The organism is Bacteroidota bacterium (assembly GCA_039821555.1).
Lineage (GTDB): Bacteria > Bacteroidota > Rhodothermia > Rhodothermales > Rubricoccaceae > JBCBEX01.
Genome location: JBCBNX010000012.1, coordinates 81,965 through 94,826, shown reverse-complemented (window position 1 = coordinate 94,826; position 12,862 = coordinate 81,965). Strand labels below are relative to the sequence as shown.

The 12,862-nt window shown below is 64.1% G+C and carries 13 protein-coding genes; 3 read left to right on the top strand and 10 right to left on the bottom strand.

Annotated elements, in window-relative coordinates; translation table 11 throughout:
- Positions 1-24: 24 nt before the first annotated feature.
- Positions 25-195, top strand: a complete 171-nt coding sequence (locus tag AAFU51_13605) for a hypothetical protein (protein MEO1572283.1) — start codon at positions 25-27, stop codon at positions 193-195.
- A 90-nt stretch (positions 196-285) separates the two neighbouring features.
- Here the strand turns inward: AAFU51_13605 and nadA are convergent, their stop codons facing one another.
- The 9 genes from nadA to tig form a co-directional block, all read right to left on the bottom strand.
- Positions 286-1,302: a quinolinate synthase NadA gene (nadA, locus tag AAFU51_13600; GenBank protein MEO1572282.1), complete on the bottom strand. Its 1,017-nt coding sequence runs from the start codon at positions 1,300-1,302 to the stop codon at positions 286-288.
- A 116-nt stretch (positions 1,303-1,418) separates the two neighbouring features.
- A complete protein-coding gene (locus AAFU51_13595; GenBank protein MEO1572281.1) occupies positions 1,419-1,607 on the bottom strand; it encodes a CPXCG motif-containing cysteine-rich protein in 189 nt (62 codons plus the stop codon).
- 91 nt (positions 1,608-1,698) lie between these two features.
- Positions 1,699-2,133, bottom strand: coding sequence for a fasciclin domain-containing protein (locus AAFU51_13590; protein ID MEO1572280.1), 435 nt, complete (start codon positions 2,131-2,133; stop codon positions 1,699-1,701).
- A 210-nt stretch (positions 2,134-2,343) separates the two neighbouring features.
- A complete protein-coding gene (locus tag AAFU51_13585) occupies positions 2,344-2,838 on the bottom strand; it encodes a DUF1772 domain-containing protein (GenBank protein MEO1572279.1) in 495 nt (164 codons plus the stop codon).
- Positions 2,839-2,892: 54 nt separating this feature from the next.
- Positions 2,893-3,348 carry a DUF4345 domain-containing protein gene (locus AAFU51_13580; GenBank protein MEO1572278.1) on the bottom strand — a complete coding sequence of 152 codons (456 nt, stop codon included), beginning with the start codon at positions 3,346-3,348 and terminating at the stop codon, positions 2,893-2,895.
- A complete protein-coding gene (locus AAFU51_13575) occupies positions 3,345-4,208 on the bottom strand; it encodes an NAD(P)H-binding protein (GenBank protein MEO1572277.1) in 864 nt (287 codons plus the stop codon). Before AAFU51_13575 ends, AAFU51_13580 begins: the two co-directional genes overlap by 4 nt.
- Before the next feature lie 130 nt (positions 4,209-4,338).
- On the bottom strand, positions 4,339-5,340 hold the full coding sequence (locus AAFU51_13570) for an AraC family transcriptional regulator (protein ID MEO1572276.1): 1,002 nt from the start codon (positions 5,338-5,340) through the stop codon (positions 4,339-4,341).
- A gap of 212 nt (positions 5,341-5,552) precedes the next feature.
- On the bottom strand, positions 5,553-6,290 hold the full coding sequence (gene clpP, locus AAFU51_13565; GenBank protein MEO1572275.1) for an ATP-dependent Clp endopeptidase proteolytic subunit ClpP: 738 nt from the start codon (positions 6,288-6,290) through the stop codon (positions 5,553-5,555).
- Positions 6,291-6,482: 192 nt separating this feature from the next.
- Complete coding sequence (gene tig / locus AAFU51_13560; protein MEO1572274.1) at positions 6,483-7,856, bottom strand: trigger factor; 1,374 nt, start codon at positions 7,854-7,856, stop codon at positions 6,483-6,485.
- 449 nt (positions 7,857-8,305) lie between these two features.
- Here tig and AAFU51_13555 point away from each other — a divergent pair, with 449 nt between their 5' ends.
- On the top strand, positions 8,306-10,195 hold the full coding sequence (locus AAFU51_13555; GenBank protein MEO1572273.1) for a long-chain fatty acid--CoA ligase: 1,890 nt from the start codon (positions 8,306-8,308) through the stop codon (positions 10,193-10,195).
- A 155-nt stretch (positions 10,196-10,350) separates the two neighbouring features.
- Here AAFU51_13555 and argS read toward each other — a convergent pair whose 3' ends face one another.
- Positions 10,351-12,168: an arginine--tRNA ligase gene (gene argS / locus AAFU51_13550; GenBank protein ID MEO1572272.1), complete on the bottom strand. Its 1,818-nt coding sequence runs from the start codon at positions 12,166-12,168 to the stop codon at positions 10,351-10,353.
- Between the two features lie 242 nt (positions 12,169-12,410).
- Between argS and AAFU51_13545 the strand changes: the two genes are divergently transcribed.
- Positions 12,411-12,857 carry a hypothetical protein gene (locus AAFU51_13545; protein ID MEO1572271.1) on the top strand — a complete coding sequence of 149 codons (447 nt, stop codon included), beginning with the start codon at positions 12,411-12,413 and terminating at the stop codon, positions 12,855-12,857.
- Positions 12,858-12,862 lie beyond the last annotated feature (5 nt).

Sequence of the window (12,862 nt, the reverse complement as noted above, 5' to 3'; positions counted from 1 at the left end):
TCTCCACCACCTATCTCTCGTAGCATGAAGACTACCATTCAGGCACTCGCGCTCGGGTGCGCTCTTGCAGCCATGCTGTTTGTTGGCGAGAAGCAGAGCAACAACCGTCCCGGCGAAGTCGACGACGGCATCGCGCTCCTCGGCGAGAAGCAGAGCAACAACCGTCCCGGCGAAGTCGACGACGGCATCGCCTAGCGAACGCCTAGTACCATCAGCATCGAGGCCGGCCCCCGTAACGGAGGTCGGCCTCGGTGTTTATATCAGCTTCGCCTTGTAGCAGTAAACCTACTTCACACCTGCACTCATGACTAGCATGCGCTCAATAGGCGCAAGCGCGCGGAGGCGGATCGGCTCATCCATGGTAACCTCTGGAGTCTCGTGCTTCAAGCAGAGGTAGAGCTTCTCCAGTGTGTTGAGCTTCATGTGCGGGCAGTCGTTGCATGCACAGCCGTTGTCGGGCGGGGCCGGGATGAACGTTTTGTCCGGATTATCCTTCTGCATCTGGTGCAGGATCCCCGTCTCTGTCGCCACGATGAACGTGTCGGCCGGGTTCTCTGTCGCAAAGCGCCGAATCGACGAGGTCGAGCCAATGTGATCGGCATGGCGGAGCACGGCTTCCTCGCATTCGGGGTGGGCTAGCACCAGCGCCTCAGGGTGCCGGACCTTCAGCCGCACGAGTTCCTGCTCGCTAAACACCTCGTGGACGATGCAGGAGCCGTCCCAGAGGACCATGTCGCGGCCGGTCTCCTTCACGAGCCATCGCCCGAGATTCCGGTCGGGCGCGAAGATAATCGGCTGGTCTTTCGGAATCTGCCGCACGATGTGCTCGGCGTTGGACGACGTGCAAATGATGTCGGTCTGCGCCTTGATTGCTGCCGTGCAATTGATGTACGAGATGACAATGTGGTCTGGATGCTGTGCTCGGAACGCCGCGAACTCGTCGGGCGGGCACGAGTCGGCTAGCGAGCACCCTGCGTTAAGGTCCGGCAGGAGGACCTTCTTCGTCGGATTGAGGATTTTCGCCGTCTCGGCCATGAAGTGCACGCCCGCGAAGACGATGATGTCGGCGTCGGTCTTCTCCGCCTCGCGGGCGAGCCCGAGCGAGTCACCGATGTAGTCGGCGATATCCTGGATGTCTCCTTCCTGGTAGTAGTGCGCTAACAGGACCGCGTTCTTCTCGCGCTTCAGCCGCTCGATCTCTTCGAAGAGATCGAGCATGGGGTCTACGTACTCCTCAACGAAGCCAATCGCCGGGTCGAAGGCGACGGTATCAAGGACCGGCAGGTCGAGCACCTCGGGCATAGGGATGGGGGTCGGGGTGAGGCGAATAAGGTGGGCGTGTACGCGAGGCATAGTCAGATGTTTGCCACGCAACGCCCTAGCCGCCCCCATTCGTGTCAACGTCACACGTAAACGATCTACTGTTCGATGGAATCAGCCTGGAACGAGGTCACCGCGAGCGTCTCGTCAGCCGTGTAGCGAATCTGGATCGGGTTGCAGCACACCTCGCAATCTTCGATGTAGGCCTGAGACCGGATCGTGGGGTCGACCAGCATCGAGATCTGGGCAAAGCAGTAGGGGCAACTGAAGAAGACTTCCTCTTCCACGGCAGCGTGAGGATAAACGAAACAGGCGCGCCCCCGTGTGACCGGGCGGCGCGCCTATCCGTTCCGAGCAGATCGGACCGGGCTGCGGGACTCAGCGCGGCAACAGCACCGTGTCGATAACGTGGATGACGCCGTTCGACGCTGTGATATCGGTCGCCACAAAGCGAGCGTTCTCGACGCCAACGCCCACAGAGATCTTCTGGCCGTTCACCGTGGTGAGGCTACGTCGATCGGCAAGGTCGTGGCTCGTGACGCGGCCGGGCACTACATGGTAGGTGAGGATCGCCGTGAGTTGGTCGCGGTTGCGCGGCTTCAGCAGGTCGTCGAGCGTACTGTGCCCGAGCTTGGCGAACGCCTCGTCGGTAGGGGCGAAAACCGTGAAGGGCCCGTCGCCCTGCAGCGTCTCCACGAGCCCGGCTGCCTGGACGGCAGCGACGAGCGTCTCGAAGTCGTCGTTCGACGCAGCGATCTGGACAATGTCGTTGTCGTGGACGGCTGGCAGCGTCGGTGCGTCGGCCGTCGGCATGAAGAACACGGAGAGGAAGGCGAGGAGATAAAGAAAGGTTGGCATGGGACCGATGGGAAATGGGGACAGGAATCAGGGCGGCACCGGGTCGGTGTGTCCTGAGCGTGCCCTACCGACGAGCCCTCGCTGCTAATCGATGCACCCTAGCGGACAAGCGGGACGCAGACGCGACGAACGGGAGCGTCACACGATAAACGGCTCGCTTCTCCCCTAGCGCAGCACGAGCGTGGCGAGCAGCAGCCCCGTGGTCAGCACGCCGCACCCCGTCCGAAACGCGTTCCAGAACACCCATCGCCCTTCAAACTGCGCGCGCGCCGCCACAACTGCGTCTCCATCGAGTTTGGCGAGATCGAGCGACTGGAGTTGGTTGTTGAGCGGTACGTTGGCGAGGAACGTGGGCAGTTGTACGCCTAGCAGGTAGAGCGCCAAGGCACCGAGAAGCAGCAATCGCAGCCCTCCGTCGAGTACCGGCACCAGGACGATGGCTGCCCCGATCAGCGAGAGTACGGACCCCACCCACACGAGCAGGAAACGCGGGTCGTTGTCTTGGATGATGCGGTCCATGGCCTGGAAGGCGCGCAGGAAGTCGCGGTCGGGGAGCGCGCGGATTCCGGGCATGACGACCACTGCGAAGGCGAAGACGAGCCCCGTCGTGAAGCTGACGAGTAGCGTGGCCCCATAGAGGAGCAGGATTGAGACTGACATAGCAAAGAGGAACGAGGGCGCGCCGCCGAGAGGGCCGCGCGCCCTGATGAGTGACTACGCAGCAGCAGGGAGACCGTGATCCGTCGTGTGGCTTTGAGCAGAGCGGCTCTGTTCAGCGCCCTGCAACACGACCTCGTGCTCGATTACGGAGGCACAGAGGAGCGCGAAGCCGAGTTCGATCCCTGTTGCCCAGAGGAGCGAGGAACCAGGTGCACCGTCTAGCACAATGGAGAGTAGCCGGGCCGCCCCGTAGGCTCCGTACACGACCGTCGCGATCTGCAACGCTTGCCTGCTTCGGCTGCGCTGGACCACGCCCCGGACAACAAAGAGGCCGCACAGAGCCAGGATCGCTCCCGGTGCACGGATCTCCGAGAGGAGACTCGGATCGGAGCCGAGGAGAATCCCATTGGTCGCGAAGAAGGCGTGGGGGGTCACGAGGATAGCCATACCCAGTGCGATGAGCGTCAGACCTGCGAGGGCGAGAAGGAGTTGGATGCCAAGTCGAGTCATGCCGCAACCTCCCGCACTGCGGCGTTCCAGGCCCCTGCGGCCGCAGCGTCCTGTGCGTAGGCCGCAAAGTCTTTGGGCGAACGTCCAAGAGCACGCTGCACGCCATCGGAGAGGCTTGCGTTTCGCCCGTCCAGGACCGTGGCGAAGAGATAGTCGAGCATCCAGACGACCTCGTTGGGCGCGCCGGATGCGCGGATGCCTTCCACGAAGGCGTCGTGCGGGACCGGAACGAACCGGACGGGCCGCCCTGTGGCGTGCGTGAGCTCTGTAGCGATGTCCTCGAACGTCATCAAGCGCGGCCCGGTGACCTCGTAGACCTCGCCCGCATGCCCGGGTTCGGTCAGCGCAGCCACCGCCACATCGGCAATGTCGTCCACGTCTACGAAGGGCTCAGGGATGTCGCCCGCAGGCAACGTGATCTGCCCGGCAAGCACCATGTCAGCGAAGGCCCCTTCGGAGAAGTTCTGGCTGAACCAGCTTGCGCGGACGATCGTCCAGTCGAGTCCGCTCGTCTGTACGATGCGTTCGCAGGCCTGCGCCTCGGCCTCGCCGCGCCCCGAGAGGAGCACGAGGCGCCGGACGCCCTGCTCCTTCGCGCGGTCGACGAAGGCTTGAACGGCGTCGGTAGCACCAGGGACGGCGAGGTCAGGCGCGTAGGTGATGTAGGCAGCCGTGACATCGACGAGGTTGGCGCTCCAGGTTGCCTCGTCGTCCCAGTCGAAGCGGGGCGTGGCCGAGCGCGAGCCGATGCGCACATCATGGCCACGATCGAGCAATCGGTGCACGATGCGCCGGCCGGTTTTGCCCGTGCCTCCGAGGACGAGGATGCGGCCGGTGTTGGGCTGAGATAGGGTCGTCATGAGGTATACCGTTGGGTTGGTGATCGGAAGACACCTCCAGGGTAGGGCGTTGCTTCGCCTCGCTTCTTGACCACCGATGCCATCCTCTTGACCGAGGACGCCATCCCTCCAGACCAACCGTGTTTGCGGCCTAGACTTGCCCCTGCGCGCTGAGCCGGAAGGAGCGCGGCGTCTGGCCTGCCCAGCGCTTGAACGCCCGCGTGAAAGCACTCTGCTCCGAGAACCCCGTCATAAATGCGACCTCGGCGAGGGAACTGTCGGTGTCCTTCAGCAGCCGTCTCGCCAGCCTTCGCCGCGCCTCGTCGACAAGCGTCTGATACGAATGCCCTTCATCGGCAAGGCGCCGTTGGAGGGTGCGGCCGCTCATTCCGAGTAGCCTTGCTACGGCCGAGAGTGTCGGGATGCCCTCACTCAAGCTCGTCGTGACGAAGTCGTGGACCTGGCGCGCGAGCGGAGCGCCGTCGTCGATGGCCGCCACCTCGGCGTCGAGGTGCGTGTCGAAGAAGCGGACAAGCCCGGCGTCGCCGAGCTTGTTGGGCGCGCGCAGCGTCTCTGACGACATTTCCAGTGCATCGTGGTCGGCGTCGAAGTGCACGGGGCACCCGAAGTAGGCCTCGTGCTCCCGCGCAGACGATGGAGCGGCGTGTCTGAGGTACACCGCCTTCAGTTGGAAGGGCGCCGCGGACACCTCGCGTGCGATGGCGACGAAGCTCGCCAGCGTGGCCTCGTTGGAGAGCCGCATGCCGAGGCGACGCTCTCCCTCACGGTGCAGGTGCATGAATGCGCCACCGCTCGTCCGCTCGACCTCGTATTGCGCCACGTTGGTCAGCACGATGACATAGCGAGCAGCGCGTTCGAAGGTGCCGCCCAACGTCAGCGCCGACTTCATCGCGAGGCCGAGTGCGCCGTAGTCGTTGCAACGCATGGAGGCGCCCGCCCGAAGCGGGAGCGTCAAGCCGTGGCCGTCGGCCAGCGCCACCCGCTCAAAAAAGTCGTAATAGTCTGCCGCCTTCAGCATGTAGGCGGGATCGGGCGGGCCCTCCCGGGTGAGGCCAACCGAGTTCAGCAAGGCAACACGATCCACGCGATCGTCCGCCGCCGCCACTACCTTGCGCGCGAACAGCGAGGTCATTCGTCCCATGAGGCACTAGATCGATTCCGAGTGGAGAGCGTGGATGTAGAAGCCCCCAACCTAGCTCAGCCCCCTGTATGTTCGCTACCGTCCGCGGCACTGCTGTCCGCGGCACTGCTGTCCGCGGCATTAGCACCAACAATTGGCACCAATAACAAAGCCTCCGAGGTAGCAGTCCCTCGGAGGCCTCATACGTTGTTTGGCGGGCGCGTTTACAAGTCGCTGCCCTCGGATTTTTGCGGAGCCCCCGTGGCGGCTTCGAGCACGATGTCGATCATGCCGTAATCCTTCGCTTCCTGCGGGCTCATGAAGTTGTCGCGGTCGGTGTCGCGCTCGATTACCTCGATGGGCTGGCCGGTATGGTGAGCGAGCAGGCCGTTGAGGTGCTGCTTGATCCAGAGGATCTCTTTCGCCGCGATCTCGATGTCGGAGGCCTGGCCCTGAGCACCGCTGGACGGCTGGTGGATCATGATGCGGCTGTTGGGCAACGACGAGCGCTTGCCCGGGTGGCCCGCCGTCAAGAGGAAGCTCCCCATCGAGGCCGCGAGCCCGACGCAGATCGTCGCCACGTTGGGCCTGACATACTGCATCGTGTCGTAGATCGCCATGCCTGCATAGACGCTGCCGCCCGGCGAGTTGATGTAGAAGTTGATGTCCTTGTCCGGGTCCTCGGAGGTGAGGAACAGCAGCTCGGCGACCTTGATGTTGGCGATCTGGTCGTTGACGGGCGTGCCGAGGAGCACGATGCGGTCGCGCAGCAGGCGGCTAAAGATGTCGAACGACCGCTCGCCGCGTGCCGAGCGTTCCACGACGACGGGGACGAGGCCCGCGTTAACGCCGTTGATGGTCTGCTCCCAGGTGTTGGAACTGTAGGAGCCGTCGGGCAGCAGCGAGGCCTTGATGCCGCGGGCAAACTTGATGAAGTCCTGAGTGGAGCGGTCCTGAGTCATGCGTTCGAGAGGGGTGCGATTGGTCGGGGGCAGAAGCGTGACGAGTGTCGCCGGGCCAACCTTGGCCTGACGACGCGGTTCCGAGGGCTACCCGAGTGGGTAGGAGTGGTTCGGACGTTCAGTTCGTCCGTGATCCTGTGTCCGTGATCCTGTGGTGCTATGCTTAGCTCACTGGAACACCGGACCAGTGAACTACTCTTCGTCCGTGTCGAAATCCTGGCGCGACTTCTCGGTGATCGTGAACCGGCTCTTGAGCGCGTCAAAGAGGCGCTGGTTGACGAGGCGCGTCACCATCTGGTCCATCGCGCCGGGCTGGCTGGCGAAGAACTGCCGGAGCAGGTTCACGTCGATGGGCTCGCGCTCCTCCGCTTCCTCGTCACCTTCGGCAGGCGCGGGCGGCTGCGCGATGCGCATGAACTCGGCGTCGATGTCTTCCTCGGTGACCTCCAGGCCATCGGCCTCCATGATCTTCTCGCGGACCAGCATCCAGCGAACCTGGTCGCGGGCGAGTCCGCGGCGCTCCTCGCGAAAACCGGCGAGGTCGAAGTGCGGTGGCAGTTGGCCTCCGGCTCGCTTCTCCAGATCCTCCACCTGCTGGTCGAGGACCGTCTCCACGACCGATTCTGGGACCTCGAAGTCGTGCCGCTCCATGGTTTTGCGGAAGAGCGATTCCTCGAGCGCCTCCTCCGAACGACGCGCCCACCGCTTTTCGAGCTCCGCGCGGGCGAACGCCTTGAAGCTATCAAGGTCTGCCGCTTCGCCGTTCGTTGCCTCCTCAATGAAGGCCTCGTCCAACTCTGGAAGCTCGCGGGCCTGCACCTGCTTGACGGTCACCTGAAAACGGTCGACCTCTGCGTCCACCTCCTCTGCATCCTCGTCACCCGAGGGATCCGCGCTCTGCGAGTCGAGGTCGACCAAAAAGACGTCCCCGACTGCCTTGCCGAGCAGAGCCTCCTTGAGAGCGGGACGCAGGTCGGGGTTGAAGAGCGGGACGCGGGCGTCCTCCTGCTTCTTGCCGATGATCGGCGTGTCCGTCTCCTTATCGACGAGTTGGAAGTCGATCACAGCGATGTGGTCCTCGCCGATGGCCGTGCCTTCGGGCGTGTCGACCTCCTCCGCCTTGTCGTCACGGCGGCGCTCGATGTCGGCATCGATTTCCTCGTCGGTCACGTCGTGAGTGAACTTAGTCGCCTCAGCGTCCGCGAAGGCGTCTAGCTCGAAAGCAGGGCGGACGCCAAACATGACGCGGGCATTCAGGTCCTCGCCGGGCTCGTAGTCGAGTTCGGTGAGACGCGGGCTGCCCATCACATCGTAGGCGTCGTTCTCCTCAACCTCCGTCTTAAACGCTTCGCCGATGAGTTCTTCGGCAACCTGGACCGCCACGGCATCGCCGTACATCTTGCGGACGACCGAGAGCGGCACCTTGCCAGGGCGGAAGCCCTTCATCGAGACGTGCTTGCGCTGCTGGCGGAGCACCTTGTCGATGCGCGGCTCCAGTTCGATGCGCGAGGCTTCGATGTCGAGCGTGTAGTCGACATCGTTTTGAGCGGTGACGGTCGTATTCATCGGCGGGACGAGAGGCGGGGGAAGCAGAAAGCAACGATAGCCGAGCAATATCTGGCACCGCCTAGACCGGTTCCAGAGCGCTGCCGGTCTGCACGGGATTTTGGCGAGGGCACCTTGAGCATCCCGACCCTGATCCGCAAAATGATACACCGCTGAAAATATAATTGAACACTCCTCTTAATTGTCCTCACCAAACGTCGATAGTACAGGTAGTCGCCCAAAGCGACCAGCCTCTCTTCTAGGTTCTCATCAAGGCGACGCCCACCCGCCTAGCCACGCCCGCACGCGCTTGTACCACCGCGCATGCGGGCGTCGTTTTTTACGACATCATTGTGCACGCAGCAGAGCGTTGCACAGCGCTTGGCACGAGCCACGCCGAGGTGGCTGTGAACCCGGAGCGGGGCGTATCGTTGGAGCCTGGTTGCTCCCCCTGCCACCCGTCCACCGCCATGCCTGCGCTCGTCGACTTTTCTACCCTGTCCCAGCTGTTTCGCCGCACCTCCGATCACTATGCGGACTCAGGCCGTGCCGCGCTGACGTACAAAGACAAGCGCACGAAGGAGTGGACCGACCTGACATGGGACGAGGTACGCGACCAGGCAGAAGCGTTCGCAGGCTATCTGCACAGCCAGGGCATTCGCCCCGGCGACCGCGTCGCAATTCTCTCGGAGAATCGCCCCGAGTGGGCCTTCACGGACCTTGGTGCGCAACTGCTCGGCGCGGTCAATGTGGCGCTCTACACAACGCAGCCAGCCTCGCAGGTGAGCTACATCGTGCAGGACTCGGGCGCCACCGTGCTCGTCGTCTCGACGGGCGTACAGGTGCGCAAAGCCGAGGCCATTCTGGACGAGTGCCCGGCGCTAAAGCGTGTACTCGTCATGGCCGAGATGCGCAAGGACTATCCCGAAGCGTTCGTCGCCTGGGACGATGCGATGGCCGAGGGGGCTGCCTACGCTGACGAGCACGCCGAGACCCTCGCAGCCTTCTCAGACGCCGTACAACCCGACGACCTCGCCGCGCTCATCTACACCTCCGGCACGACGGGCCACCCGAAGGGCGTCATGCTCACACACCGCAACTTCGTGAGCAACGTGCAGGCCGCCCTCCAGCGCTTTCCTATCACGCCCGACGACACACACCTCAGCTTCCTCCCGCTCAGCCACGCCTTCGAGCGCACCGCGGGCTACTACCTCATGCTGGCCGCAGGCGGACGCATCGCCTACGCGGAGAGCATCGACACCGTCTCGAAGAACCTGCCGGAGGTCAGCCCGACGGTCTTCGTCTCAGTGCCGCGCCTCTTCGAGCGGGTGTACAACCTCATCCAGAAGTCGCTCCAGGAAGGCCCCGCCGTGAAGCGCCGCCTCTTCGACTGGGCCGTGGAGACGGGCCAGAAGGTGGCGCAGAAACAGATGATCGGCAAGGAGCCCGGGCCGCTCCTCGCCGCGCAACACGCGGTGGCACACAAGCTGGTGTTCTCCAACCTCCACGAGAAGCTCGGCGGGCAGCTCCGCTTCGCCGTCTCGGGCGGGGCCGCGCTACCGAAGAAGATCGGCGAGTTTTTCCAGGCCGCGGGCGTGCCGCTCGTAGAAGGCTACGGCCTCACGGAGACGGCCCCCGTGCTCTCCGCGTCGCCGCTCGACCGCCCCGCCTATGGCACCGTCGGCCACGTCTTCCCAGGCGTGACGGTCGGCATCCGCAGCGTGGCGTCGGGCCAGCTCATCGCGCAGGTCTCCGGCGAGGACTACCCCACCACGCTCAACAGCGGCGAGGGCGAAATCGTGGCGCGCGGGCCGAACCTGATGCGCGGCTACTGGCAGAACGACGCTGCCACCGCCGACGTGATCGACGACGAAGGCTGGTTCCACACGGGCGACATCGGGCGCTTCGAGAACGGCAACCTCCGCATCACCGACCGCCTGAAGCACATGATCGTGTCGAAGGGCGGCAAGAACATCTATCCTGGCCCCATCGAGGAGCAGTTCAAGACGGAGCCGCTCATCGAGCAGCTGATGGTGATCGGCGAGGGCCGCGAGTTCCTGACGGCGCTGGTCGTCCCGAGCCACGAAGTACTCCGCCTGTTCGCCGCCGAGCAAGGCATCACGGCTGAGAAGCCATCGGCGCTTCTGGACGACGCGCGCGTTCAGAAGCACTTCTCACAGCTGTTCCGCGCCTACTCGAAGGAGTCCGCCTCCCACGAGAAAATCCGCGACTTCCGCCTGCTCTCGGAGGCCTTCAGCGTCGAGAACGGCCTGATGACGCCCACGCTCAAGCTCCGCCGCCGAGCCATCGAAGCCGCCCACGCCGACGCCATCGACGAGATGTACGCCGCGGTGGTTTGAGGCGTAGACGGCTCCCCCCGTCCTGCATCGCCTCCGTTCTGTCGAACTCCGCTCCTCGGACTGTCCCCCTCAAACTTGAGGGGGACAGCTTGTGCGCCGTTGCAGGCGTACAAGCGGGGGGAGCCGAGCCGAACGCTGTAAGCCGACAGCCCCTCCTACATCCGCTCCGGCGCGCTGATGCCGAGGATGGTGAGGCCGTTGTTGAGTACCTGGCGGGCCGCTTCAGACAACGCCAAACGAGGTAGGGCGACTTCCTCAGGCTCGCGCAGAATAAAACAGTCGTTGTTGAACCGGCTGTACTCGGTGGCCACTTCGCGCAGGTACGTCACTAGCCGGTGCGGCCCCATCGACTTGGTCGCATCAGATATTGCGTCAGCGAACTTTGGGAGCACCTTCATTAGGCTGACTTCACTGGGATGTGTCAGCGCGGACCAATCAACCGACTCAGGGTCGAACGCTAGCCCCTGGTCTTCTGCTTTTCTCTGGATCGACCTAATCCGAGCGTGCGCGTATTGGAGATAGAAGACAGGGTTCTTGAAGCTTGCCTCCGTTGCCTCGTTCAGGTCAAAATTGAGGTGGGTGTTTGGCGAAAGCATCTGAAAGTAGAAACGGACGACGTCAGGACCCGCAGAGTCTGTCAGTTCGATGTCGACCTCCTCGCTCGCTGCCTTTTCGCAAATCGCTTCGTTGATCTCGTCCATGAGTTCGTCTAGCGTCACGTAGGTCGCCTTCCGCGTGCTCATCTTGACTTCCTGGCCGTCGCGGACGAGCGTGACGAACTGGTAGACGAGCACCTCAATCTTCGACGCGTCACCGCCGAGCGCTTCGACGCCGCGTACCACGTCGGGATAGGTCGCGATGTGGTCGGCTCCGAAGATGTCGACGGCCTTGTCGAAGCCGCGATTCAGCTTGTCGAGGTGGTAGGCAATGTCGGGCAGCCGGTAGGTCGGCTCGCCGGACGACTTTACGAGGACGGTGTCCTTCGCCTCTTCCTCGCCGTCTTTGTTGGTGACGACTTTGCCAAGCTCGCCGGTCTTGAACCAGACCGCCCCGTCCTTGTCGTAGGCGAGGTCCTTGGCGCGCAGCTCCTCGACGGCGTCCCACACGGCGTTGGAGGCGTAGAGGCTGTGCTCGTTGAAGTACTGCATCGGCGCACGGCCCTGCGGATCGTCGCCCACGGGTATGCCGATGCGCCGCATCGTCTGTTCGATGTCGCCGAAAATGGCGGCTGTGGCAGCGTCCTTGAAGAGCGTCTGGGCGTCATTCCGGCCGAGCACATCGTCGCCGTGCTCAGCGCGGACGGCCTCGGCGATGGTCTGGATGTAGTCGCCCTGGTAGCCGTCGTCGGGGAAGCTCTCCGGGACGACGAGCCCGCCTTCGAGCGTCTTCGTCGGCACGTCGGGGTTGACGAGCGCCTCGTAGCGCGCCATCACCGACTGCGCGAGGACGCGCATCTGGCGGCCTGCGTCGTTGAAGTAGTACTCGCGTGTGACGTCGTAGCCGGTCCAGTCGAGGAGGTTGGCGATCGTGTCGCCGAGGACCGCGTTGCGCCCGTGACCAACCGTGAGCGGGCCGGTCGGGTTGGCGGAGACGTACTCCACGAGCGCGGTCTGGCCGTTGCGCTCGGCGCGCCCGTAGGCATTGCCCTGCGCCAGGATCTCCGCGACGCCATCGTAGAGGTAGGCGGTCGAAAAGCGAAAGTTCAAGAAGCCCGGCCCTGCGACTTCCACGGCCGCGATGCGCTTCGGGTCAGCGCTCTCGTTCAGCGCATCGGCGAGGTGTTGCGCGATCTGGCGCGGGTTCGAGCGCAGCGGCTTGGCGAGCTTGAGCGCCACGTTCGAGGCAAGGTCGCCATGCTCGGGGTTGTTCGGCGTCTGGAACTCAGGGTCGAGTGCCGCCGCGTCGAAGCCATCCGGCGCACTAGGATAGGTAGCGAGCGCCGCGCGGATCTGCTGGGCGAGGTAGTCAGTCACGGTCGAAGCATGGATGTGTGGCGTGGCTCTCCCCCCGTTCTGCGTCGTCTTCGATCCGCTCACGGATCTTCGCTCCTCGAACTGTTCCCCTCGAATTCGAGGGGGACAGCTTGACCGTCGTTCAGACGAGTCAAGCGGGGGAGTTTGGAGGAACGACAACGCTAGAAGCTAGCCGACCTTTCACATGGGGCCTGCCAACTCTGTGTAGATTTTCGAGCCGCATCGTCTCTACCTACGCCTTCATGCGCCACGCCCTCTTCGCTGTCCTCGTCTTGCTGCTGCCGTCCAGCGGCTGCGTGACCACCAGCGAATCGCCGTCGGGCGGCACGTGGTCAGGCCCTCGCCCGGACGCTCCAGCTGAGCCGCCGCGCCCGACGCCGTTCGTCGATGGCAACAACGTGGCCGGGACGTGGCGCGCTGTGGAAGCCATCGCCGATCCCGATCGCAACCGCGACCTCCGCGAGGGGGTCCTCACGATGACGCTTACCATCCGCCGCGACGGCACGGCCACGCTGCGCGGCGAGGACCGCCGCCTCGGCTCTGGCCCGGTCCGCTTTGATGGTACGCTCGCCGGTGAACGCCTCGCCTTCGACGGCATGGACGGCAGCGCTGCTGTGTCGATGCGTTCGGGTCGCCTCGTCGTCTTTGACCCGCGCGGACGGCGCACCGTCTACGCCCGTGAATCCTAGCGCCC

Bases quoted from the DNA above. Each gene is read 5' to 3' on its own strand.
- AAFU51_13570 (MEO1572276.1), bottom strand. From the start codon at position 5,340: ATGACCTCGCTGTTCGCGCGCAAGGTAGTGGCGGCGGCGGACGATCGC.
- nadA (MEO1572282.1), bottom strand. From the start codon at position 1,302: ATGCCCGAGGTGCTCGACCTGCCGGTCCTTGATACCGTCGCCTTCGAC.
- clpP (MEO1572275.1), bottom strand. From the start codon at position 6,290: ATGACTCAGGACCGCTCCACTCAGGACTTCATCAAGTTTGCCCGCGGC.
- tig (MEO1572274.1), bottom strand. From the start codon at position 7,856: ATGAATACGACCGTCACCGCTCAAAACGATGTCGACTACACGCTCGAC.
- AAFU51_13545 (MEO1572271.1), top strand. From the start codon at position 12,411: ATGCGCCACGCCCTCTTCGCTGTCCTCGTCTTGCTGCTGCCGTCCAGC.
- AAFU51_13590 (MEO1572280.1), bottom strand. From the start codon at position 2,133: ATGCCGACGGCCGACGCACCGACGCTGCCAGCCGTCCACGACAACGAC.
- AAFU51_13585 (MEO1572279.1), bottom strand. From the start codon at position 2,838: ATGTCAGTCTCAATCCTGCTCCTCTATGGGGCCACGCTACTCGTCAGC.
- AAFU51_13575 (MEO1572277.1), bottom strand. From the start codon at position 4,208: ATGACGACCCTATCTCAGCCCAACACCGGCCGCATCCTCGTCCTCGGA.
- AAFU51_13580 (MEO1572278.1), bottom strand. From the start codon at position 3,348: ATGACTCGACTTGGCATCCAACTCCTTCTCGCCCTCGCAGGTCTGACG.
- AAFU51_13605 (MEO1572283.1), top strand. From the start codon at position 25: ATGAAGACTACCATTCAGGCACTCGCGCTCGGGTGCGCTCTTGCAGCC.
- AAFU51_13555 (MEO1572273.1), top strand. From the start codon at position 8,306: ATGCCTGCGCTCGTCGACTTTTCTACCCTGTCCCAGCTGTTTCGCCGC.